At 62.8% G+C, this 20,749-nt stretch carries 25 protein-coding genes; 10 read left to right on the top strand and 15 right to left on the bottom strand.

What is annotated here, in order from left to right; all coding sequences use genetic code 11:
• Window positions 1-13 precede the first annotated feature (13 nt).
• Genes rsmD through PFU01S_RS01530 form a run of 3 tightly spaced genes read right to left on the bottom strand, consistent with a single transcriptional unit; the run spans window position 14 to window position 3,454 of the window.
• Complete coding sequence (rsmD, locus tag PFU01S_RS01520; RefSeq protein ID WP_027913486.1) at window positions 14-616, bottom strand: 16S rRNA (guanine(966)-N(2))-methyltransferase RsmD; 603 nt, start codon at window positions 614-616, stop codon at window positions 14-16.
• A complete protein-coding gene (locus PFU01S_RS01525) occupies window positions 616-2,106 on the bottom strand; it encodes a M16 family metallopeptidase (RefSeq protein WP_027913487.1) in 1,491 nt (496 codons plus the stop codon). Before PFU01S_RS01525 ends, rsmD begins: the two co-directional genes overlap by 1 nt.
• Window positions 2,099-3,454: a M16 family metallopeptidase gene (locus tag PFU01S_RS01530; RefSeq protein ID WP_027913488.1), complete on the bottom strand. Its 1,356-nt coding sequence runs from the start codon at window positions 3,452-3,454 to the stop codon at window positions 2,099-2,101. The genes PFU01S_RS01525 and PFU01S_RS01530 overlap by 8 nt, the downstream gene beginning before the upstream one ends.
• A gap of 230 nt (window positions 3,455-3,684) precedes the next feature.
• On the opposite strand from PFU01S_RS01530, the gene ftsY reads away from it, so the two are divergent.
• The 4 genes from ftsY (at window position 3,685) to rpoH (ending at window position 7,850) form a co-directional block, all read left to right on the top strand.
• Window positions 3,685-5,184, top strand: coding sequence for a signal recognition particle-docking protein FtsY (gene ftsY, locus PFU01S_RS01535; protein WP_028686695.1), 1,500 nt, complete (start codon window positions 3,685-3,687; stop codon window positions 5,182-5,184).
• Window positions 5,185-5,186: 2 nt separating this feature from the next.
• Complete coding sequence (ftsE, locus tag PFU01S_RS01540; protein WP_028686694.1) at window positions 5,187-5,858, top strand: cell division ATP-binding protein FtsE; 672 nt, start codon at window positions 5,187-5,189, stop codon at window positions 5,856-5,858.
• Window positions 5,855-6,883: a permease-like cell division protein FtsX gene (gene ftsX, locus PFU01S_RS01545; RefSeq protein WP_027913490.1), complete on the top strand. Its 1,029-nt coding sequence runs from the start codon at window positions 5,855-5,857 to the stop codon at window positions 6,881-6,883. Before ftsE ends, ftsX begins: the two co-directional genes overlap by 4 nt.
• 112 nt (window positions 6,884-6,995) lie before the next feature.
• Window positions 6,996-7,850, top strand: a complete 855-nt coding sequence (rpoH, locus tag PFU01S_RS01550; RefSeq protein WP_023532728.1) for an RNA polymerase sigma factor RpoH — start codon at window positions 6,996-6,998, stop codon at window positions 7,848-7,850.
• Between the two features lie 81 nt (window positions 7,851-7,931).
• On the opposite strand, the gene mtgA is transcribed toward rpoH, so the two are convergent.
• Entirely contained in the window at window positions 7,932-8,642 is a 711-nt protein-coding gene (gene mtgA / locus PFU01S_RS01555) for a monofunctional biosynthetic peptidoglycan transglycosylase (RefSeq protein WP_028686693.1), read from the bottom strand.
• Between the two features lie 63 nt (window positions 8,643-8,705).
• On the opposite strand from mtgA, the gene PFU01S_RS01560 reads away from it, so the two are divergent.
• The 4 genes from PFU01S_RS01560 to trmB all read left to right on the top strand — a co-directional run bounded on the left by PFU01S_RS01560 (window position 8,706) and on the right by trmB (window position 10,960).
• A complete protein-coding gene (locus PFU01S_RS01560) occupies window positions 8,706-9,077 on the top strand; it encodes a DUF423 domain-containing protein (protein ID WP_028686692.1) in 372 nt (123 codons plus the stop codon).
• Window positions 9,078-9,179: 102 nt separating this feature from the next.
• Window positions 9,180-9,380, top strand: a complete 201-nt coding sequence (gene thiS / locus PFU01S_RS01565) for a sulfur carrier protein ThiS (protein ID WP_033728350.1) — start codon at window positions 9,180-9,182, stop codon at window positions 9,378-9,380.
• 53 nt (window positions 9,381-9,433) lie between these two features.
• Entirely contained in the window at window positions 9,434-10,228 is a 795-nt protein-coding gene (locus PFU01S_RS01570) for a thiazole synthase (RefSeq protein WP_023532295.1), read from the top strand.
• A 9-nt stretch (window positions 10,229-10,237) separates the two neighbouring features.
• Window positions 10,238-10,960 (top strand): tRNA (guanosine(46)-N7)-methyltransferase TrmB, encoded by a 723-nt coding sequence (gene trmB, locus PFU01S_RS01575; protein ID WP_028686691.1) that lies wholly within the window; start codon window positions 10,238-10,240, stop codon window positions 10,958-10,960.
• 128 nt (window positions 10,961-11,088) lie between these two features.
• Here trmB and PFU01S_RS01580 read toward each other — a convergent pair whose 3' ends face one another.
• From PFU01S_RS01580 to PFU01S_RS01620, 9 genes are all read right to left on the bottom strand, one after another.
• The gene (locus tag PFU01S_RS01580; RefSeq protein ID WP_023532330.1) at window positions 11,089-11,415 is read right to left on the bottom strand and encodes a DUF3392 domain-containing protein; all 327 of its coding nucleotides are present in this window, start codon (window positions 11,413-11,415) and stop codon (window positions 11,089-11,091) included.
• Between the two features lie 9 nt (window positions 11,416-11,424).
• Window positions 11,425-12,600 (bottom strand): radical SAM family heme chaperone HemW, encoded by a 1,176-nt coding sequence (gene hemW, locus PFU01S_RS01585; RefSeq protein WP_027913495.1) that lies wholly within the window; start codon window positions 12,598-12,600, stop codon window positions 11,425-11,427.
• Window positions 12,597-13,193, bottom strand: coding sequence for an RdgB/HAM1 family non-canonical purine NTP pyrophosphatase (rdgB, locus tag PFU01S_RS01590; RefSeq protein WP_027913496.1), 597 nt, complete (start codon window positions 13,191-13,193; stop codon window positions 12,597-12,599). The genes hemW and rdgB overlap by 4 nt, the downstream gene beginning before the upstream one ends.
• Window positions 13,190-13,624, bottom strand: coding sequence for a DUF4426 domain-containing protein (locus PFU01S_RS01595; RefSeq protein ID WP_027913497.1), 435 nt, complete (start codon window positions 13,622-13,624; stop codon window positions 13,190-13,192). The genes rdgB and PFU01S_RS01595 overlap by 4 nt, the downstream gene beginning before the upstream one ends.
• 18 nt (window positions 13,625-13,642) lie before the next feature.
• Complete coding sequence (metW, locus tag PFU01S_RS01600; RefSeq protein WP_023532733.1) at window positions 13,643-14,263, bottom strand: methionine biosynthesis protein MetW; 621 nt, start codon at window positions 14,261-14,263, stop codon at window positions 13,643-13,645.
• Between the two features lie 7 nt (window positions 14,264-14,270).
• A complete protein-coding gene (gene metX, locus PFU01S_RS01605; RefSeq protein ID WP_028686690.1) occupies window positions 14,271-15,410 on the bottom strand; it encodes a homoserine O-succinyltransferase MetX in 1,140 nt (379 codons plus the stop codon).
• Between the two features lie 88 nt (window positions 15,411-15,498).
• Window positions 15,499-16,089: a YggT family protein gene (locus PFU01S_RS01610; RefSeq protein ID WP_023532686.1), complete on the bottom strand. Its 591-nt coding sequence runs from the start codon at window positions 16,087-16,089 to the stop codon at window positions 15,499-15,501.
• 10 nt (window positions 16,090-16,099) lie between these two features.
• Complete coding sequence (gene proC / locus PFU01S_RS01615) at window positions 16,100-16,918, bottom strand: pyrroline-5-carboxylate reductase (RefSeq protein WP_027913499.1); 819 nt, start codon at window positions 16,916-16,918, stop codon at window positions 16,100-16,102.
• 38 nt (window positions 16,919-16,956) lie between these two features.
• Entirely contained in the window at window positions 16,957-17,643 is a 687-nt protein-coding gene (locus PFU01S_RS01620; protein ID WP_027913500.1) for a YggS family pyridoxal phosphate-dependent enzyme, read from the bottom strand.
• A 64-nt stretch (window positions 17,644-17,707) separates the two neighbouring features.
• Between PFU01S_RS01620 and PFU01S_RS01625 the strand changes: the two genes are divergently transcribed.
• A complete protein-coding gene (locus PFU01S_RS01625) occupies window positions 17,708-18,703 on the top strand; it encodes a type IV pilus twitching motility protein PilT (protein ID WP_028686689.1) in 996 nt (331 codons plus the stop codon).
• A 74-nt stretch (window positions 18,704-18,777) separates the two neighbouring features.
• Here PFU01S_RS01625 and PFU01S_RS01630 read toward each other — a convergent pair whose 3' ends face one another.
• The gene (locus tag PFU01S_RS01630) at window positions 18,778-19,407 is read right to left on the bottom strand and encodes a C40 family peptidase (RefSeq protein WP_027913502.1); all 630 of its coding nucleotides are present in this window, start codon (window positions 19,405-19,407) and stop codon (window positions 18,778-18,780) included.
• Between the two features lie 166 nt (window positions 19,408-19,573).
• On the opposite strand from PFU01S_RS01630, the gene PFU01S_RS01635 reads away from it, so the two are divergent.
• Entirely contained in the window at window positions 19,574-19,993 is a 420-nt protein-coding gene (locus tag PFU01S_RS01635; RefSeq protein WP_023532338.1) for an NINE protein, read from the top strand.
• A 56-nt stretch (window positions 19,994-20,049) separates the two neighbouring features.
• On the opposite strand, the gene PFU01S_RS01640 is transcribed toward PFU01S_RS01635, so the two are convergent.
• Entirely contained in the window at window positions 20,050-20,748 is a 699-nt protein-coding gene (locus PFU01S_RS01640) for an SPOR domain-containing protein (RefSeq protein WP_023532748.1), read from the bottom strand.
• Window position 20,749: the final 1 nt, after the last annotated feature.

Consider the following 20,749-nt stretch of genomic DNA (forward strand, 5'->3'; position numbering starts at 1 on the left):
CTGCGCTAAATAGTTAGCCCCGTTGCCACAGTGCGTAATGCACCTGTCCGGTTTTCTTCTCCCGGTGCAGTCGCCAGTTGGCAGGTAGCTGCAAGGTCGACGGAGCCGCTTCGCTCTCGGTATATACCCACGCTTGCTCGCTCAGCCACTGGTTCTGTTCGAGCAGGTTGCAGGTGTCTGCCAGCAACTGCTGATGAAAAGGTGGGTCCAGGAATACCAGGTCGAATTGCTTTTTGGCAGGGCCTTGCAGATAGCGCAAGGCATCGGTCTGAAGGATCTGTCCCCGTGGACAGCGCAGGATCTCGAGGTTGTGCTTGAGGTTGGCGATGGCGGCAGAATTGCTGTCCAGTGCCACGGCATCCTCGGCCCCGCGAGACAGGGCCTCCAGTACCAACGCCCCGCTGCCGGTGAAGGCGTCGAGCACGTGCGCGCCCTCGATATAGGGGGCCAGCCAGTTGAAAACCGTCTCGCGTACCCGGTCAGGTGTAGGGCGCAAGCCCTCACCATCGGGCACGGCCAGACGACGGCTGCGCCATTGGCCCGCGATGATGCGCAGGTGGCCCTGGCCCTTGCTCTGGCCCGGTTGCTGGCGGGCGGGAGGGTTGGATCTTGGCATTAGTGCTCCGGTACCCCGAGCGGTTGCCCGGAGGGTTTATCAGTAGGGGCTGGCAGTGGCTTCTGCGGCACCTTCGGACCGACTGTGACGATGACCAGCTTGTCGGCGGACAAATGCTTGTTCATGGCGTCCTTGACCTGTTCGACGGTCAGGGCCTGGGACTGCTGCATGAAGTCTTCCAGCCAGCTCAATGGCAGGTTGTAGAAGCCGATGGCGCCCAGTTGCCCGACGATGCTGGCATTGCTCGCATTGGAAAGCGGGAAGCTTCCAGCCAGCTCGCGCTTGGCATCGTCCAGTTCCTGCTGGGTAGGGCCGCTGCGCAGATAGTCGGCCAGAATACCCTGAACCAGCTTCAATGTCCCTTCGCTGAGTTCGGCGCGGGTTTGCAGGTTGATCATGAACGGGCCGCGCACTTGCATCGGGCTGAAGGCCGAATAGACACCGTAGGTCAGACCGCGCTTTTCACGCACCTCACTCATCAGCCGCGTGCCGAACGCGCCGCCACCGAGGATCTGATTGCCCAGTGACAAGGCTGGCCAATCCTTGTCCTGGCGATCGATACCCAGCTCTGCGAGCATCAGGTGTGTCTGTTGGGACGGAAACTCGATGTGGGTGAAGCCTGCCTTGGGCGCTGTCGGCTGGGCTGGGGCAGGCAAGGCCGGGCCTTTGGGCAGGCCGGCTGAAACCTGCGCGGCAATTGCCTCGGCTTCGCTGCGGTTCAGGTCGCCCACCAGTGCAATGACGGCATTGCCCGGTGTGTAAGCCTTGGCATGAAACGCACGCAACTGCTCAAGGGTAATGCCGGTGATGCTTTGCGGTGTCCCATCGCTGGGATGCGCATAAGGGTGTTCGCCGTACAGGTGGGTGAACAGCGTCTTGCCTGCAAGCTTGCCGGGGTTCTGCTTATCGTACTCGAAGCCGGCCAGCATCTGGTTCTTGAGCCGTTTGAGCGCCTCGTCCGGGAAGGTGGGCTTGCCTGTGACCTCGGTAAACAGCTTCAAGGCCGGTTCGCGCTTGTCCTTGGCACTGAGGCTACGTAGCGAAGCGACGGCCATGTCGCGGTACGAGCCGTTGCCGAAATCCGCCCCAAGGCCCTCGAAGCCTTGGGCGATGGCAGTCACATCCTTGCCCTTTACGCCTTCGTTGAGCATGGCGTTGGTCAGGGCCGCCAGGCCTGGTGTGTCACCGTCCTGGCTGCTGCCGGCGGCGAAGGTCACGCGCAGGTCGAACATCGGGAGCTCGCGGGCCTCGACGAACAGCACCCGCGCGCCTTCAGCCGTGTTCCAGTGCTGGATGTTCAGCTGGCGGGTAGTGGGCGCCTTGCCGTCAAGCTCGGCCAGGGACTGTAATGTGTTGGCCTGCCGGGCTTGTGCATTGCCAGCCTTGGCAGCGTCCTCGGCCAGTGCCGGTACGGCCAGTGCAGCCGTCAATGCCCAGGTACAGATACCCGTAGCCAGCCAGTGGGGACGATGCAAGCGACGGTCACTCATGAGCGGACTCCTCGGGCAGAACATGGGCAACGCTCAGGCGTTCGCGGGTGAAATAGGTACGGGCAGCTTGCTGGATGTCCTGAGGGGTAACGCGCTTGAGTTCGTCCAGCTCGCTGTCGATCAACTTCCAGGACAGGCCGACGGTTTCCAGCTGGCCGATGGTGGTTGCCTGGCTGCTGATCGAGTCGCGGTCATACACCAGCCCGGCGATGACCTGGGCGCGCACGCGCTCGAGCTCTTCTGCCGTCGGCGGTGTGGTCTTGAGTTCATCCAGCAGTTGCCAGATGCCCTTTTCCACGTCTGCCAGGGTTTTTTGTTTCTGCACGTTGGGCGTGGCTGAAATCAGGAACAGGCTGTCGCCGCGCGTGAAGGCGTTGTAGCTGGACGAGGCCCCGGCCACCAGCTCCTGCCCGCGCTCCAGTCGTGCGGGCATGCGCGCACTGTAGCCGCCATCGAGCAAGGCCGAGATCAGGCGCAAGGCATGCACCGTGCGAGGGTCCTGGGCCGTGGGCAGGCCAGGTACGTTGAAGCCGTAGATCAGGCTCGGCAGCTGGGTGCGCACGTGCAGGGTCAGCTGTCGCTGGCCGGGCTCTGCCAGCTCCAGCGGCAGCTTGGCCGCAGGTGTGTCCCGGCGAGGAATAGCGCCGAAGTACTTCTGGGCCAGGCCCTTGACTTCGTCGGCGGTAACATCGCCCACCACCACGAGCGTGGCGTTGTTGGGTGCGTACCACGAGGTGTACCAGTGGCGCAGCTCCTCGACTTTCATGCGCTCCAGGTCAGCCATCCAGCCGATGGTTGGGGTGTGGTAGCCGCTGGCCGGGTAGGCCATGGCACGAAACAGCTCGAACGCCTTGGCATTGGGCTGGTCGTCGGTGCGCAGGCGGCGCTCTTCCTTGATGACCTCGATTTCACGGCTGAACTCGTCGGCCGGCAGACGCAGGCTGGCCAGGCGATCGGCCTCCAGCTCGAAGGCGACCGGCAAGCGATCGCGCGCCAGCACCTGATAGTAGGCGGTGTAGTCGTCGCTGGTGAACGCGTTCTCTTCGGCGCCCAGATCCCGCAGGATGCGCGAGGCTTCGCCAGGGCCGACCTTGGCACTGCCCTTGAACATCATGTGCTCGAGCGCATGCGAAAGGCCGGTCTGGCCAGGCGTCTCGTAGCTGGAGCCGACCTTGTACCAGATCTGCGAGACCACCACCGGGGCGCGATGGTCTTCGCGCACGACCACTTTGAGGCCGTTATCCAGGATGAATTCGTGAGTGGGTTGCACATCGGCGGCGAAGGCCGCAAGCGGGAGGCACAGCGTGCCGAGCAACAGGCCAGCGGCGCGGCGGGCTAGAGCATTCATACGGTGTTTAACCTGTTCGGCGGCCCGCTGGGTTTAGCGTCGGCAGGCCAGGAGGTGCTAGGATACTGATCCGGTTGCCTGGCGACCATGCCTGTCGCCGTTCTGGCCTGCAGGACATCAAGACAAAACGTTGCGCATGAACCAGCCGGCTTCTAGATAGTCTGTTCTGCGTAGAAAGAATTCCTGATGCGCCCTAGCGGGCCATCGCTACCCTGAGATAGCCGTCTTCCATGTTTGGTTCCAACGACGACAAAAAAGCGCCGGCCGAGGCTGGCGAGAAGAAAGGCCTGTTCGGCTGGTTCCGCAAGAAGCCGCAGCCACCTGCGCAAGCGGACGTGCCGACGGAAAAATTCCCTGCTGTCCAAGCGCCCGCGCCAGCGACACCCGATCAAACGGATGGGCCTGCACCGCTGGCCGAGCACGCTGCCCCGGCCGTAGCGCCGACTGCGGAGCCGACACCCCCAGTTCAGGTGACGCCTGCGCCCTTGCCCGAGGTCGCTGTGCCCGTGGCACCCGCGCCGGTCGCCGACCCTGCACCACACGTGCCTGCACCTGCACCTGCACCAACGCCTGCTGCTGTGCCTGAAGTGGAAGTTCCTGCCCCCGTGAGCAACCTGGTGCTGCCGGTTGCAGAAGAACCCGTGGCGCTGGTGCCCGATCTGCAAGCCAAGGCGCCACCAGTGATTCCGGATCGCCCGGCGCCTGCGCCGGCAGTCCAGCCCGTTGCAGAGCCGGCCAAGGTCGATTTGCACATCGAGGCCGAGGCTGCCCCGTCCGTCGAAGCCGCTCAGTCCGAGCCTGTGAAAGCAGGCTTTTTCGCCCGCCTCAAGCAGGGGTTGTCCAAGACCAGCGCCAGCATTGGCGAAGGCATGGCCAGCCTGTTCCTGGGCAAGAAAGTCATCGATGACGATTTGCTCGACGAGATCGAGACCCGCCTGCTGACCGCCGACGTCGGCGTGGAGGCCACGTCCACCATCGTTCAGAACCTGACGCAGAAGGTGGCCCGCAAGCAGCTGGCCGACGCCGACGCGCTGTACAAGTCCTTGCAGGAAGAGCTGGCCGCGTTGCTCAGGCCTGTCGAGCAGCCGATGGTCGTGGCGGCGCAGAACAAGCCTTATGTGATCCTGGTGGTAGGCGTCAATGGCGCCGGCAAGACCACCACCATCGGCAAGCTGGCCAAGAAGCTGCAGATGGAAGGCAAGAAAGTGATGCTGGCTGCAGGCGATACCTTCCGGGCCGCAGCGGTCGAGCAGTTGCAGGTGTGGGGTGAGCGTAACCGCATCCCGGTGATCGCGCAGCACACTGGCGCCGACTCCGCCTCGGTGATCTTCGACGCGGTGCAGGCAGCCAAGGCCAGGGGCGTGGATGTGCTGATCGCCGACACTGCCGGGCGCCTGCACACCAAGGACAACCTGATGGAGGAGCTGAAGAAGGTCCGCCGCGTCATCGGCAAGCTCGATCCCGATGCGCCGCACGAAGTGCTGCTGGTGCTCGACGCCGGTACCGGCCAGAACGCCATCAGCCAGGCCAAGTATTTCCACCAGAGCGTGGAGCTGACCGGTCTTGCGCTCACCAAGCTCGACGGTACCGCCAAGGGTGGTGTCATCTTCGCCCTGGCCAAGCAATTCAAGCTGCCTATCCGGTTCATCGGTGTCGGTGAGGGGATCGATGACCTGCGCACCTTTGAAGCCGAGCCGTTCGTCAAGGCCCTGTTCGCCGAGCGAGACTGACCATGATTCGATTCGAACAGGTTGCCAAGCGCTACCCCAACGGCCACGTGGGGCTGCACGAGCTGAGTTTCCGGGCGCGTCGGGGCGAATTCCTGTTCGTCACCGGGCATTCGGGTGCAGGTAAAAGTACGCTGCTGCGCCTGCTGCTGGCCATGGAGCGTCCCACCAGCGGCAAACTGATGCTGGCCGGGCAGGACCTGGGTCAGATCAGCAATTCGCAGATCCCGTTCCTGCGCCGCCAGATAGGCGTGGTGTTCCAGAACCACCAGTTGCTGTTCGACCGCACGGTCTTCAACAACATTGCCTTGCCCCTGCAGATACTGGGCTTGTCCAAGGTCGAGATCGCCAAGCGCGTGGACTCGGCGCTGGAGCGGGTGTCTCTGGTCGACAAAGGCGAGCTGTACCCTGCCGACTTGTCGACCGGCCAACAGCAGCGCGTGGGTATCGCCCGCGCCATCGTGCACCAGCCAGCCTTGCTGCTGGCCGACGAGCCAACCGGCAACCTCGACCCGCGCCTGGCCGCAGAGATCATGGGTGTTTTCGAAGACATCAACCGACTGGGCACAACGGTCTTGATCGCCAGCCACGACCTGGCCCTGATCGCGCGCATGCGTCACCGCATGTTGACCTTGCAGCGCGGCCGTTTGATCGGCGACGGGGAGGCCGGACAATGAGCACCACACGTTCACCAAAAGTTTCCGAGCGCGTCGCGCCCAAGCCTGCCGACCCCCAGCCTGCCAAGAAGCGTGGTGCAGGCGCCGACGATGACGGCCCGGACCTGCGTACCCTTATGCACGCCTGGCTTGAAAGCCATCGCGCCAGCCTGGCGGACAGCTTGCGGCGACTGGGCAAGCAACCCATTGGCAGCTTCTTCACCTGCATGGTGATGGCCGTGGCGCTGAGCATGCCCATGGGGCTGTCATTGCTGCTCAAGAACGTCGAGCAGTTGGGCGGGTCCTGGCAGCGCGCCGCGCAAATCTCCCTGTACCTCAAGCTCGATGCCAACAGCCGTGACGGCGAGGCGTTGCGCGATGAAATCAAGGGCATGCCGGGCGTAGCAGAGGCGCAGTATGTGAGTCGCGAGCAGGCACTGCAGGAGTTCCAGCAGCAATCGGGCCTCGGCGAGGCGCTGCGAGAGTTGCCCGACAACCCACTGCCCGGCGTGGTCGTGGTGACCCCGACCGAAGTCGACAAGCCGGCTCTGGAAGCGCTGCGTCAGCGCCTGTCCGAGTTGCCGCGCGTCGATGTGGCGCAGCTGGACCTGGTATGGGTCGAGCGACTGGCGGCCATCCTCAAGCTTGGGGACCGGTTCGTATTCGGGCTGGCCGTCATGCTGATTTCCGCGCTGCTCTTAGTAATTGGTAACACAATTCGTCTACATATCGAGAACCGCCGTGTCGAGATCGAGGTGATCAAGCTGGTGGGGGGCACCGATGCCTACGTACGCCGGCCTTTCCTGTACATGGGGGCCTTGTACGGCCTGGGTGCGGGCCTGTTGGCCTGGGCTATCCTGGCGTTTGGCCTAGGGTGGCTGAACGAGGCCGTGGTGAGCCTTTCTGGTCTGTATGGCAGCGATTTTGCCTTGGGTGGCGTACCGGCCTCCGATGGTCTTTCGCTCTTGATCGGAGCGGTGCTGTTGGGGTATATCGGTGCATGGATTGCAGTCGCCCGCCACTTGAACGAGCTGGCGCCGCGATAGTTTTTATTTGCCAGCATTGGCCTGGGCGCGCCCGTTGGAACTTGTACCTGGGCCCCAGGTCTATGTAGGCAGCGCCTGAAAAGCGCGAGTTCAGTAAGTCGGAGGTTCTTTAATGACCACATCGTTGCAACCTGCGTATGCCCTGGTACCCGGTGCAAACCTGGAGTCCTACGTGCATACGGTCAACAGCATCCCGCTGCTGACTGTCGAGCAGGAGCGGGATCTGGCTGAGCGTCTCTATTACGAGCAGGACCTCGAAGCTGCTCGGCAAATGGTAATGGCCCACCTGCGGTTCGTCGTGCACATCGCCCGCAGCTATGCCGGTTATGGGCTGGCCCAGGCCGACCTGATCCAGGAAGGCAACGTCGGCCTGATGAAGGCCGTCAAGCGCTTCAACCCGGAAATGGGCGTGCGCCTGGTGTCGTTCGCCGTGCACTGGATCAAGGCCGAAATCCACGAGTTCATCCTGCGCAACTGGCGCATCGTCAAGGTGGCGACCACCAAGGCCCAGCGCAAGCTGTTCTTCAACCTGCGCAGCCAGAAAAAGCGTCTGGCCTGGTTGAACAACGACGAAGTGCATCGGGTTGCCGAAAGCCTGGGGGTCGAGCCTCGTGAAGTACGCGAGATGGAAAGCCGTCTGAGCGGTCACGACATGGCGTTCGATCCGGCGGCCGAAGCCGACGACGACAGTGCCTTCCAGTCGCCAGCGCATTACCTGGAAGACCACCGTTACGACCCGGCGGTACAACTTGAAGATGCAGACTGGAGCGACAACTCCACCAGCAACCTTCATGAAGCCCTGCAGGGCCTGGATGACCGTAGCCGGGATATTCTGTACCAGCGCTGGTTGGCCGAAGAGAAAGCCACCCTGCATGAGCTGGCCGAGAAATACAGCGTGTCGGCCGAGCGTATTCGCCAGCTGGAGAAGAACGCGATGAACAAGGTCAAGGCCTTGATCGCTGCCTGATCGTTCTCTGTTCGACAAAAAGCCGCTGCCCTGCAAGGGGATAGCGGCTTTTTCATGCCTGCTCTGTATGCGGTGACAGGCTCATGGCCTGCGTGATGTGTCCAGTTGCATCAGGTAGCTGGGCCCGCCCAGCTGGCTCATCTGGCGGCGAATCCAGCCCGCGCGGCTGGCTACGTAGGTGCTTGGCTTGCCAGCATTCCACTTGAGGGGGCTGGGCAGCACGGCGGCCAGTTGTGCGGCTTGCTGCCGGCTGAGTTGACTGGCTTCCACGCCAAAGTGATAGCGAGCGGCTGCCTGGGCACCGAATACCCCTTGTCCCCACTCGGCACTGTTGAGGTAGACCTCGAGAATGCGCTGCTTGGTCCAGAACAGTTCCATCAAGCCAGTGAACCATGCTTCCAGACCCTTGCGCAGCCAGCTACGCCCTGGCCACAGGAACAGGTTCTTGGCCACCTGTTGGGTCAGGGTGCTGGCGCCGCGCACGTTACCGCCACGCTCGTTGAAGGCCAGGGCTGCCTGGATGGCGGGTATGTCGAAGCCCCAGTGGCTGGCGAATTTCTGGTCTTCACCGGCAATGACAGCCACCTTGAGGTCATCGGAGATATGGTCCCAACTCACCCATTCGCGCTGCAGGTCAATCGGTTCGCCGCTTACCCACGATTGCACCTTACGCTCGAACATCAACGCCGTGCCGGGCGGAGGTACCCAGCGAAACACCAGGACCAGCACGATACTCACGGCGGCAAACCAGAGCAGAGCGCGCAGAAGACGTCGGAGAAGGTTTCGCAGCATAGGGTGGCTTGGCCGGACGTTGGGGAAGGGCCATTATACAGACCCGATCCGAGGAGTCGTCCCATGCTTCGCAGCTTCCTGATGCTTGCCGCTTTTTTCGGTTTTACCGGCGTGGCCCTGGGCGCCTTTGCAGCCCACGGCCTGAAAAATCGACTCAGCGCTGACTACCTGGCTATTTTCCACACCGGAGTCACCTACCAACTGGTTCACGCGCTGGCGCTGTTTGGCGTGGCATTGCTGGCGGTCCATCTGCCTGGCCGGCTGGTGGGTTGGGCCGGTTATCTGTTCGTGCTGGGTATCGTGCTGTTCTCCGGCAGCCTGTACCTGCTGACACTGACGGGCATCAGCAAGCTGGGCATGATCACGCCCATCGGCGGCCTATGCTTCCTGGCAGGGTGGGTCTGCCTAGGGCTCGCCGCATGGCGACTGGGCTGACCGCCCAGTCCACATTAACGACTAATGGCGTGCGGTGGCCTTGGGTTGCGCGGCCTTTCGGCGCTAGAATGCGGGCCCCAAAGAACAATGGTGGCCGTGAGCATGCGTATCCAACTGAACGGTGAACCCTACGAATTGCCTGCTGGCGAAAGCGTCGCTGGGCTACTGGCACGCCTTGAGCTGGCTGGCCGCCGCGTGGCGGTTGAGCTGAATCAGGACATCGTGCCGCGCAGTCAGCATGACACCACCGCGCTGAGCGATGGCGACCAGGTCGAAGTGGTGCACGCCATCGGTGGCGGCTGACCGCTGTCGGCAACCCAACCGCAGGCCCAGCAACCTTTTCCCGAGGAACAACGATGAGCAACGTTCGCAGCGACAAGCCCTTCACCCTGGCCGGGCGCACCTTCCAGTCGCGCCTGCTGGTAGGCACCGGCAAGTACCGTGACATGGAGCAAACCCGCCAGGCCATCGAGGCCTCGGGTGCCGAGATCGTGACTGTCGCGGTGCGCCGCACGAACATTGGTCAGAACCCGGGCGAGCCGAACCTGCTGGACGTACTGCCGCCGGACCGCTACACCATTCTGCCCAATACTGCCGGCTGCTATGACGCCGTCGAGGCGGTGCGCACCTGCCGTCTGGCCCGGGAGCTGCTCGATGGGCACAACCTGGTCAAGCTGGAAGTGCTGGCCGACCAGAAAACCCTGTTCCCCAACGTGATCGAAACCCTCAAGGCCGCCGAAGTGCTCGTCAAGGATGGCTTCGACGTGATGGTCTACACCAGCGACGACCCGATCATCGCCCGCCAGCTGGCCGAAGCCGGCTGTATCGCCGTCATGCCCCTGGCTGGCCTGATCGGTACGGGGCTTGGCATCTGCAATCCTTACAACCTGCAGATCATCCTCGAAGAATCCAAGGTACCGGTACTGGTGGATGCTGGCGTAGGCACTGCCTCCGACGCCACCATCGCCATGGAAATGGGCTGCGAGGCGGTACTGATGAACTCGGCCATCGCCCACGCCCAGCAACCGGTACTGATGGCCGAGGCCATGAAGCACGCCATCGTGGCGGGTCGCATGGCATACCTGGCCGGTCGCATGCCCAAGAAACTCTATGCCAGCGCCTCTTCGCCGCTGGATGGTCTGATCAAGTAAGAGCCCCTGATGACTGATTCACAAGATCTGCCGAACGCCGCCGACGGCGACGCCCGCCCGCACCGCCGCATCAAGAGCTTCGTGATGCGTGCCGGGCGCATGACCGAAGGCCAGCAGCGCGGCCTGGACCAGGGTGGGCCGCTGTACGTCCTGCCGCTGGCGGACAGCCCGGTCGACTATGACCAGGTCTTCGGCCGCTCGGCACCGCGCACGCTGGAAATCGGCTTCGGCATGGGTCACTCCCTGTTGGAAATGGCGGCCGCTGCACCTGAGCAGGACTTCATCGGTGTCGAGGTCCATCGCCCAGGCGTAGGAGCACTGCTCAACGGCGTGCTCACCCAAGGGCTGACCAACCTGCGGGTATATGACTGCGATGCCATCGAAGTGTTGAATCGTTGCGTGGCCGACGACAGCCTCGACCGCCTGATGCTGTTCTTCCCCGACCCTTGGCACAAGGCGCGTCACCACAAGCGTCGCATCGTCCAGCTGGAGTTCGCCGAGTTGGTCCGGCGCAAGCTCAAGCCAGGCGGCGTGTTCCACATGGCCACGGACTGGGAACCCTATGCCGAGTACATGCTGGAAGTGATGAATGCAGCCCCTGGCTATCGTAACCAGGCAGCGGACGGTACCTACGTGCCGCGCCCAAGCGAGCGGCCGATCACCAAGTTCGAACGCCGCGGCGAGCGCTTGGGCCATGGTGTGTGGGACCTGAAATTCGAAAAGACCGCGTGAGGCGATGAACCGTACGCTGTGCTGATAGACAAAAAACCGCCTCGAAAGGGCGGTTTTTTTTGGTTGCTGAGCCGCTAGGCGGCCTTACGCTGAAGCGTTGCGCATAAGGCGCCTGGACTGCTACAGCTTCAGCCGCGACGATCCGCTACCACACCGATCAGCGCCAAGACCACCAGCAGCACAGGCGCCAACGCGTAGTTGTTGAACTGGCTCAGCCCCTTCAGGACCCAAGGTGTGGCGTAGATCAAGGCCGCGCCGCTGCCGATCATCACCAGCAATGCCATCAGCGGTACCCGCAGGGCCCCTGTCAGCCCTCCCAGGCGCTGTTCAGCCCAGGCCTTGATGTCCGTCCCGAACAGCACCAGCAGACAGCCTACCAACGCCAGAGAAATTTCCGACAAGTTGCTTCGGCTCCAGCGGGAAATCGTCGCGAGCAGGTCGAGTACCAAATCCATGGGTCATCCTTAGGTCAAGAAATACTGCAGCAAGTCATTGAGGAACAGTTGGCCCCTGGGCGTTGCCACCAGTCGATCCGGTTCGACCTGCAAAAGCCCTCTTTGTTCTGCAAGGCGACGGGCTTGGGCCAGCCGTGCGAGCGGCAATCCCGTGCGCTCGGTGAACAGCTGCGCTTCCACACCCTGGGTCAGGCGCAGCGCGTTCATCAGGAACTCGAAGGGCAATTCGTCATCGGGCAACTGTTTTTCGCCGGCCTTGAACGGCTTGGCCAGGTTCAGGTAGTCCTTGGGCAACCGGGTTTTCCAGGTGCGTACGATGCGCCCGTCGGCGTAGGTGAGCTTGCCATGGGCGCCGGCACCGATACCGATGAAGTCCCCGAAGCGCCAGTAGTTGAGGTTGTGGCGAGCAGCGCGCTCGGGCTGGGCGTAGGCAGACACCTCGTACTGGCCAAACCCGTTGGCCGCCATCAGGCCCTGGCCGGCCTCCTGAATGTCCCAGAGGATATCGTCCTCGGGCAGCTCGGGCGGCTGGTTCCAGAATACGGTGTTGGGTTCTACCGTCAGCTGATACCAGGACAGGTGTGTGGGCCCAAGCTCAATTGCCTGACGCAGATCGCCCAGGGCGTCGTCCATCGTTTGGTCGGGCAAGCCGTGCATCAGGTCCATGTTGAAGTTGTCGAAGCCTGCGGCCCTTGCCATGCCAGCGGCGCGGATCGCTTCCTCGCCGTTGTGGATGCGGCCCAGTGCTTGCAGCTTGGCCGGTTGGAAACTCTGCACGCCAATGGACAGGCGGTTGATGCCGGTCTGGCGATAGGCCTTGAACTTGTCCTGTTCGAACGTTCCCGGGTTGGCTTCCAGGGTGATCTCGATGTCCGAAGCGAATGGGATGCGTTGCTCGACGCCGCGCAGCAACCGGCCCAGGGCATCGGCGCTGAACAGGCTGGGTGTGCCACCACCGAAGAAGATCGAGGTGATGACGCGGCCCTGGACTGCGGCCAGTTCCTGATCAAGGTCGGTCAGCAGCGCCGCCACGTAGGCCGTTTCGGGCAGTTCAGGCCCGGCGGCATGGGAATTGAAGTCGCAGTAGGGGCATTTGCGCACGCACCACGGGATATGGATGTACAACGCCAACGGCGGCAGCTGGCTGATGCCGGGTGCCTGGATGAGCGGCGACGTCAGGGTCATGCCAGGCCCAGACGTTGACGCAGCAGCGCCATGGCGCGGGCACGGTGGCTGATCTGGTTCTTGTCAGCCGGGGTCAGGTCGGCGCTTGAGCAATCACGTTCTGGCACCCAGAACAGCGGGTCGTAACCAAAACCATGTTCGCCGCTCGCCTTGAACAGGATGCTGCCCTGCCACAGGCCTTCGCACAGGATTGGCAGCGGATCATCGGCGTGACGCACCAGCGCCAAGACGCAGACGAACTGCGCAGTGCGCTCGGCCTGCGGTACGTTCTTCAGCGCGTCGAGCAACTTGGCGTTGTTGGCGGCATCGCCCTGGCCATCGGCATAACGCGCCGAGTAGATGCCCGGTGCACCGCCCAGGCAGTCCACGGCCAGACCAGAATCGTCCGCCAAGGCAGGGAGCCCGGAAATACGCGCGGCATTGCGGGCCTTCAAGATGGCGTTCTCGACGAACGACAGACCGGTTTCTTCCGGCTCGACCTGGCTGAATTCGCCGATCGATCGCAATTGCACGGATTGACCGAGCATCGCCTGCAGTTCCTTGAGTTTGCCGGCGTTATGGCTGGCCAATACGAGTTGCTGGAAATTCATCATTCGCCTGGGAAAACGTCCTGGTTGAAGCTGAAGGAGTGACTGACACCACCGGCTTGGACGCCTAGCTCGAAGACGACGGTCTCAGGTTGTTCGATCGTGAATTGGGCGACGTACGACGCGGTGCCGTGGTCGGTCACCTGCTTGAAGGCCAGGGGCTGCTTGCGCCCGGTGAGGTCCTTGACCGCGCCGCTGACCACGGCCGTAATCGGCTTGCCGTCTCTGAGTACGGTAAGGCTCAGCACGCCCTGGTGACGGCTGCGGACCAGCCCCGTGGCCGCTGCGACCTGCGGGGTGAGCATGCTCGAGGTGAACGCGCCGTAGTGCACCGTGATATCGCCAAATACTTCTTTGCGAGCAGCGCGTGCAGTATCGGCTGCCAGTACTGGCAACGCCAGACACAGGCCGATCAAAAGCAGGGCAAGGCGACGCATGGCGCAGATTCTCCTGGGTCAGACCGCGACTTGATGTGCCTGCAGGCCGGGGCTGCTGACGCGGTAGATACCGATTTCGCCAAGCAGGTTGGGCCACAGCCGGCCGCCCAGGCCGTTGCGGTGCATATGGTCCACCGCCAGCCGGTCCAGCACCTTGGCCTTGCGCTCGTGAACCAGCTCTTCGAAATCGGCGAAGGTGCAGAAGTGGATGTTGGGGGTGTTGTACCAGGTGTACGGCATGAAGTCCGAGACGGGCATGCGGCCTTTGGTCGCGAGGTACCACCGGCAGCGCCAGTGACCGAAGTTGGGGAAGGTGATGATGCACTGGCGACCGACGCGCAGCATTTCGTCCAGGATGCGGTCGGGATACTCCACCGCCTGCAAGGCCTGGGTCATGATCACCACATCGAAACTGTCGCTGGCGAAATTGCCCAGGCCTTTGTCCAGGTCCTGCTCGATGACGTTCACGCCCTTGGCCACGCAGGCGGCGATGTTGTCCCCGTCGATCTCCAGGCCGTAGCCGGTGACCTGCTTGCGGTCGCGCAGCGAAGCCAGCAGCTCGCCGGTACCACAGCCCAGGTCCAGTACCCGGCTGCCGGCGGGAATCCAGTCGTGGATGATTTCCAGATCGGCTCTCATGCTGTCCTCAGATGGCAATGCGGTTCATGTAGTTCGAGAAACCCTGCATGTAGCGAGGCGTGGGAATCAGGAAGGCATCGTGGCCGTAGGGCGAGTCGATTTCCAGGTAGCAGACGTCCTTGCGCGCCGCCATCAGGGCATCGACGATTTCCCGCGAACGGGCCGGCGAGAAGCGCCAGTCGGTAGTGAACGACATGATGCAGTAGCTGGCCTTGACGTGGGCCAGGGTCGCGGCCAGATCGCCGTTGTGAGCCGCAGCCGGGTCGAAGTAGTCCAGGGCCTTGGTCATCAGCAGGTACGTGTTGGCATCGAAGCGCCCGGAGAATTCTTCGCCTTGATAGCGCAGGTAGCTTTCGACCTGGAATTCCACGCTGTGGAAGTCGTAGTTGAGCTTGTCACTCTTGAGCTCGCGGCCGAATTTCTCACCCATCGAGTCATCCGACAGGTAGGTGATATGCCCGACCATGCGTGCCAGCATCAGGCCCCGCTTGGGAATGACGCCCTGGTCCTGGAACGAGCCGCCATGGAACTCGGGGTCGGTGAGAATGGCCTGGCGCGCCACCTCGTTGAATGCGATGTTCTGCGCGGACAGCTTGGGCGCCGAGGCGATATCGACACAATGGCGCACGCGTTCGGGATAGCTGATGGTCCACTGCAGCGCCTGCATGCCGCCCAAGCTACCACCCACCACGGCTGCCCACTGCGCGATGCCCAGGCGCTCTGCCAGGCGGACCTGGCTGTGAACCCAGTCTTCGACGGTCAGGATCGGGAAGTCGGCGCCATAGGCCTTGCCAGTGGCCGGGTTGATGCTGCTCGGCCCGGTGCTGCCATTGCAGCCACCCAGGTTGTTCAGGCTGACCACGAAGAAGCGATTGGTGTCGATGGGCTTGCCTGGGCCGATGCAGCTGTCCCACCAACCCGGCTTGCGGTCAGTGGCAGCGTGGTAACCCGCGGCATGGTGATGCCCAGACAGGGCATGGCAAATCAGTACCGCATTGCTCGCGCTGGCGTTCAGCGTGCCATAGGTCTCGTAGACCAGCTCATAGCGGTTCAGTGAACGGCCGCAGGCCAGAGCCAGCGGCTCGTCGAACCGGGCGGTCTGGGGTATGACCAGACCGACGGAATCTTCGGGAAAGACAGTGGACATCGACCCTGCTCACGCTTGACGGAGGCGTAAGTCTAAAGAGCACCACCCCCAGCGGCAAGCGAAGGCTTGTCGCCGGGGTGCTGTCGGGTCAGATCATCCGCCACAGCTCTTGCGGCATGCCAGCGTAGGCGGCCAATGGCGGCATGACGAACGACTGGATGACCTGGATGGCCAGGAACGCGAAGATCGGCGAAATATCCAAGCCCCCAAGGTTCGGCACGATACGGCGGAACGGCGCCAGCACCGGCTCGCTGATCTGATACGCAAGCTCGGCCGCCGGGTTGTGGCTGTTGGGCGCTATCCAGGAAACGATCACCATGACGATCATGGCCACCCAGAAGATTTTCAGGAACAGCGAGGTGATACCGATGATGGCCCACAACAGCAGGTGCAGCACATCACCGAAGGTACCGTAGGTCACCATCAGCACGAACCCCATCAGCAAGGCCTGTATGACCACGGCCAACAGCAGCGACGAGGTATCCAGCCCGGCGATGCTGGGTACGATTCGGCGGATCGGCTTGAGCAGCGGCTGGGTCGCGCGCACCGTGAACTGGCTGAGCGGGTTGTAGAAGTTGGCCTTGACCAGTTGCAGCACAAAGCGCAGCAGGACGATCACCAGGTACAGGCTGACCAGGGTTTGCACCACGAAGATCGCGGCGCCGGACAGTGCATTCATCTGAAACTCCTTATTTGCCCAGTTGCTCGGCCAGCTCTGCAGAGCGCGTGGCTGCAGCCCGCAGCGCCTGCTCCACGATGGCCTCGAAGCCACTGGCCTGGAACGATTTGATGGCGGCTTCGGTGGTGCCGGCAGGTGAGGTCACGCGGCGGCGCAATTCGGCGGCATCCACATCGCTGGCAACCGCCATGCGGGCGGCGCCCAGCGCCGTGTGCAAGGTCAACTCGGTGGCGGTCTCACGGGGCAGGCCGAGTTTTTCGCCAGCCGCCGTCATGGCCTCGATCAGCAGGAAGAAATACGCAGGGCCGCTACCGGAGACGGCGGTCACTGCATCCAGTTGTTGTTCCTGTTCGAGCCAGAGCGCCGTCCCTACCGCCGACAACAGTTGCTCGGCCTGCTGGCGCTGCTCGGCCGTGACTTCGGCTGTGGCGTACAGGCCACTGACACCCTGGCGCAGCAGCGACGGCGTGTTCGGCATGCAACGCACCACTGGGCGGCTGCCCACCCAGCTCTGCAGGCTGGCGCAGGTGATACCTGCAGCGATGGACACGATCAGCTGGCCGTCCTTCAGGTCGGCGCGCAAGGCCTGGCACACGGTCTTCATCACCTGCGGCTTGACCGCCAGCACGATTACATCGGCGCCTTCGATGGCCTGTGCGTTGTGCTCGAAGGTTTCGATGCCCTGTTCGGCCTGAAGGCGGGTACGGGTTTCGGCACCGGGGTCGCTGGCGCGGATGTGCGACGCCTCCACGCCCTGGGCACGCAGACCACCGATCAGGCTTGCGGCCATGTTGCCGGCGCCGATAAAGGCAATACGTGTCTTGCTCATGTCAGGTCCTTGTTAGGAAAAGTGAGTTAAGCATGTCATCAAGCGTTGCCGTAGTCGCGGGCACCAAACAGGGCGGTGCCGATACGGACCCAGGTCGCGCCTTGAGCAATTGCAGCTTCCAGGTCATGGCTCATGCCCATTGACAGGGTGTCCAGGCCCAGCCCTAGCGCGTCCTGTAGCTGACGCAACTGGGCGAAGGCGGCTTCCTGGTCGTTGCGATCATCGGTAGGTTCGGGGATTGCCATCAGCCCCCGCAAACGCAGGTTAGGCAGGGCAGCCACGGCCGTCACCAGGGCGGGCAGTTGCGCGGGTGCGCAACCGGCCTTGCTGGCTTCACCGCTAACGTTCACCTGCAGGCAGATGTTGAGCGGCGCCAGGCCAGCTGGGCGCTGTTCTGAAAGGCGTTGGGCGATTTTCAGGCGATCCACGGAGTGCACCCAGTCGAAATGCTCGGCAATGGCCTTGGTCTTGTTCGACTGAATCGGGCCAATGAAGTGCCAGGTTAGAGGCAGGTCGATGAGTTGCTGTTGTTTCGTCAGCGCCTCTTGTAGGTAGTTTTCCCCGAAATCATGCACGCCCGCGGCATGGAGTTCGCGTATGGCGGCGGCCGGCTTGGTTTTGCTGACAGCCAGCAGCCGGACGTCGGCGGGATCACGCCCGGCAGCCTGGGCGCCCCGCGTGATGCGGTCGCGAATCGAGGAAAGGTTGTCTGCTAGGGTGGACATAGATCGACGCCGGCAACTGAAGGTTCGCCGCATTTTACCTGGTTGAAGGCAGATGGGGAGTCTCATGGAGGTGACAGACCTGCTGGCGCTTGCCTTGAAGGCAGGTGCCAGTGACATGCACCTGGCTGCAGGTCAGGCACCGGCGATGCGCGTGCATGGCGTGCTGCAACGCCTGCCGGTACCGATGGCAACGCCGGATGACTTGATGCGAAGCATGGAATCGTTGCTCGATGCCGACCCGTATCGACAGTGGGCTGCCGGTCACGACCTGGACGTGGCACTGGAGCTGCCCGCGCTCGGGCGGTTTCGCGTGAACCTGTTCAGGCAGATGAACGGCCCCGCGCTCACTGTCCGCTTGATCCCCGCGCGCATCGCCTGCGCTGAGGCGCTTGGCCTGGGCGAGATCGTCCGAACCACTGGCCGATACCGTGACGGTCTGGTCCTCATAGGCGGGCCGACGGGCAGTGGCAAGACGAGCACATTGGCAGCCCTGCTCGATCAGATGGGCCGCGAGCGTGCGCTGCACATCGTCACCCTCGAGGATCCGATCGAGGTCGTCCATGCCAGCCATCAAGGTGTGGTCAACCAGCGCGAAATCGGCCGCGATTGCTGCAGCTTTGCTCAAGGCCTGCGCAGCGCATTGCGCCAGGATCCCGACGTGATCGTGCTGGGCGAGTTGAGGGACCTGGAGACCATTCGTCTTGCACTGCGTGCCGCCGAAACGGGTCATCTGGTACTGGCAACCGTTCATACACGGTCAGCGGTGAACACTGTCGACCGGGTGGTGGAGGTATTCCCAGCGCAGGAAAAGCCTTGGGTGCGCGCGATGCTGGCGGACTCGCTACGAGTGGTTGTGGCGCAAGTGCTGGTCGGCCGGCGGGGCGGGGGCAGGGTCGCGGCGCGAGAAGTGCTGGTGGTGAACGATGCGGCCCGCAACCTGATCCGCGAAGGGCGCATGGCCCAGCTTCATTCGGTGATGCAGACCGGCGCGGCAGAGGGCATGCAAACCCTGGCCGGGGCCATGAAGCAACTTCAAGCGGGCGGGCTGCTCGCCGAGTGATGCAACCCGTGCCGCCGCCCATTACCCAAGGTGGGCAAGTGAGCGGCGGCGCACGAGATTGGGATGAGGTTCGATTAGCGCTTGGCCAGGCTTAGCTGTTGCTTTTCCTTGGGCAGTACGCGTTTGGCGACCACGTAGTGTTTCTGCCAGTAGGGCTTGCTCAGGTTATCGATGCTCACCCGCTTGCCGCGACGCGGCGCATGAATGAAGCGGTCATTGCCCAGGTAGATGGCAACATGGTTGACGCGGCGGCTCTTGATGTTGAAGAAGATCAGGTCGCCTGGCTTGAGGTCGCCCTTGGCGACCTTGGTGCCGTGACCGCTGGCCATGGCGCTGGAGGTGCGAGGCAGGTTGACCTCGGCCACGTCGTTGAAGGCGTAGCGAACCAGGCCGCTGCAATCGAACCCTTTTTTCGGGCTGGTGCCGCCCCAAACATAAGGGGTGCCGAGCATGTTAACGGCACGGTCGAGCACAGCGCTGCTTTGCTTGCTCGACGCGGCTGCCACCGTCTTGCCACGCGTGGTGCTGGCAGCGTTGCCAGGACGGGCGTGCAGGGTGGTCTGCTTGATGGGCGTGCGCTTTACCGAAGCGTTGGTGGTGTAGCCGGTAAAGCCGTTGGGAAGACGTTGCTCACGGTTGGTGGCGTGGGCGGCCAGGGGCAATAGTAGGCAGAGGGTCAGCCATGTCTTGATCAAAGGCGGCATAGATGAAGCTCTTATGAATAGTTGTGTGTTGGGCGCGCAACTTTATAACAGCTTTTTGTTCAAATTTTGATCCGTTGGTCGATTCTCGCTTACCATCCGTCGGCCTTGGCGGAAAAAGTCACAACTTTTTTTAGAAAATTTAATCAGCAACCCACGAGGGCCATGCATGAACACTTATCAACAGGGCGCGCCCTTCCATGACACCCACAGCAAGGTGATCGGCTATTTGCTGTGGATCTTCGGCTTCACCGGCTCGCACCGTTTCTACTACGGCAAGCCCATCACCGGGACAATCTGGTTCTTCACCTTCGGGCTGCTGGGCATTGGCTGGCTCATCGACCTGTTCCTGATCCCGGCCATGGACCGCGAAGCCGACCTGCGTTTCCACTCTGGCCGCATCGACTACAACATCGCCTGGATACTGCTGACGTTCCTGGGCATCTTCGGCCTGCACCGCCTTTACCAAGGCAAGTGGATCACCGCCATCATCTACTTCTGCACGGGCGGGTTGTTCTTGGTGGGCGTCTTGTACGACTTCTGGACATTGAACGGGCAGGTGTCCGAGCGCAATGCCGGCCAGCGCTGACCGTCAGACCCTCTGGCGCGGCCTGGACAGGCCGCGCCAACCGCGCTGCACCAAGGCTATTGGCGGGTCTGACGCTGTTGCAGCAGCAGGTTACTGAAGCCTGCGCCTGCCAGTTGCTTCTGGGCCACGGTCAACTGCTCGCGGTTGCTGAACGGCCCGACCAGTACCCGATACCAGGTTTCGTCCTTCACCGTACCGGACTCAACTTTCACGCTCTGCCCCAGCAGGATGATCTGCGCGCGCACCTTGTCCGCATCGGCCTGCTTGCGGAATGAGCCTGCCTGCAGGAAGAACTGCGTGGTTGCCGCCGGCTTGATCACCGGAGGGGCAGGCGGTGGCGTCTGGCCCAGCAATGCAGCCTGGGCGCGTGCGGTGTCGATCTTGGCGGCCTCTGCCGGGGTCACTGGGGTGACGGGCTGGGCTGGCACAGGTGGCGTTTTCTCGGGCACGGCCTCAGGCGGCACGATGACTTCCGACTCCGGCAGCAAGGTGTAGAAATCGTACTTGGGCTTTACCGGCTGTTGCGGTGTGGCCTGGGTCGACTTCCCGGCTTCGACCGTCTTTTCGGTTTTCTGCTGCTCGGGCTTGGTGCGCTTGATATCGCCGCCACCGGGTTCGAGCTTCATCAGGAACACGATGAACGCACCGATGGTCAGGCCGACTGCAAGCCATACCCAGCCGGGCATGGGCTGCTTGGCGGGCGCCGTCTGGCGACTGGCGCCACGTTTGGGAGCAGGTTTCTTCTTGGCAGCCACC

Source organism: Pseudomonas fulva NBRC 16637 = DSM 17717 (assembly GCF_000730565.1).
Taxonomy (GTDB): domain Bacteria; phylum Pseudomonadota; class Gammaproteobacteria; order Pseudomonadales; family Pseudomonadaceae; genus Aquipseudomonas; species Aquipseudomonas fulva.

Coding starts and splice junctions, on each gene's coding strand:
- rsmD (WP_027913486.1), bottom strand. CDS start 616: ATGCCAAGATCCAACCCTCCCGCCCGCCAGCAACCGGGCCAGAGCAAG.
- PFU01S_RS01525 (WP_027913487.1), bottom strand. CDS start 2,106: ATGAGTGACCGTCGCTTGCATCGTCCCCACTGGCTGGCTACGGGTATC.
- PFU01S_RS01530 (WP_027913488.1), bottom strand. CDS start 3,454: ATGAATGCTCTAGCCCGCCGCGCCGCTGGCCTGTTGCTCGGCACGCTG.
- ftsY (WP_028686695.1), top strand. CDS start 3,685: ATGTTTGGTTCCAACGACGACAAAAAAGCGCCGGCCGAGGCTGGCGAG.
- ftsE (WP_028686694.1), top strand. CDS start 5,187: ATGATTCGATTCGAACAGGTTGCCAAGCGCTACCCCAACGGCCACGTG.
- ftsX (WP_027913490.1), top strand. CDS start 5,855: ATGAGCACCACACGTTCACCAAAAGTTTCCGAGCGCGTCGCGCCCAAG.
- rpoH (WP_023532728.1), top strand. CDS start 6,996: ATGACCACATCGTTGCAACCTGCGTATGCCCTGGTACCCGGTGCAAAC.
- mtgA (WP_028686693.1), bottom strand. CDS start 8,642: ATGCTGCGAAACCTTCTCCGACGTCTTCTGCGCGCTCTGCTCTGGTTT.
- PFU01S_RS01560 (WP_028686692.1), top strand. CDS start 8,706: ATGCTTCGCAGCTTCCTGATGCTTGCCGCTTTTTTCGGTTTTACCGGC.
- thiS (WP_033728350.1), top strand. CDS start 9,180: ATGCGTATCCAACTGAACGGTGAACCCTACGAATTGCCTGCTGGCGAA.
- PFU01S_RS01570 (WP_023532295.1), top strand. CDS start 9,434: ATGAGCAACGTTCGCAGCGACAAGCCCTTCACCCTGGCCGGGCGCACC.
- trmB (WP_028686691.1), top strand. CDS start 10,238: ATGACTGATTCACAAGATCTGCCGAACGCCGCCGACGGCGACGCCCGC.
- PFU01S_RS01580 (WP_023532330.1), bottom strand. CDS start 11,415: ATGGATTTGGTACTCGACCTGCTCGCGACGATTTCCCGCTGGAGCCGA.
- hemW (WP_027913495.1), bottom strand. CDS start 12,600: ATGACCCTGACGTCGCCGCTCATCCAGGCACCCGGCATCAGCCAGCTG.
- rdgB (WP_027913496.1), bottom strand. CDS start 13,193: ATGATGAATTTCCAGCAACTCGTATTGGCCAGCCATAACGCCGGCAAA.
- PFU01S_RS01595 (WP_027913497.1), bottom strand. CDS start 13,624: ATGCGTCGCCTTGCCCTGCTTTTGATCGGCCTGTGTCTGGCGTTGCCA.
- metW (WP_023532733.1), bottom strand. CDS start 14,263: ATGAGAGCCGATCTGGAAATCATCCACGACTGGATTCCCGCCGGCAGC.
- metX (WP_028686690.1), bottom strand. CDS start 15,410: ATGTCCACTGTCTTTCCCGAAGATTCCGTCGGTCTGGTCATACCCCAG.
- PFU01S_RS01610 (WP_023532686.1), bottom strand. CDS start 16,089: ATGAATGCACTGTCCGGCGCCGCGATCTTCGTGGTGCAAACCCTGGTC.
- proC (WP_027913499.1), bottom strand. CDS start 16,918: ATGAGCAAGACACGTATTGCCTTTATCGGCGCCGGCAACATGGCCGCA.
- PFU01S_RS01620 (WP_027913500.1), bottom strand. CDS start 17,643: ATGTCCACCCTAGCAGACAACCTTTCCTCGATTCGCGACCGCATCACG.
- PFU01S_RS01625 (WP_028686689.1), top strand. CDS start 17,708: ATGGAGGTGACAGACCTGCTGGCGCTTGCCTTGAAGGCAGGTGCCAGT.
- PFU01S_RS01630 (WP_027913502.1), bottom strand. CDS start 19,407: ATGCCGCCTTTGATCAAGACATGGCTGACCCTCTGCCTACTATTGCCC.
- PFU01S_RS01635 (WP_023532338.1), top strand. CDS start 19,574: ATGAACACTTATCAACAGGGCGCGCCCTTCCATGACACCCACAGCAAG.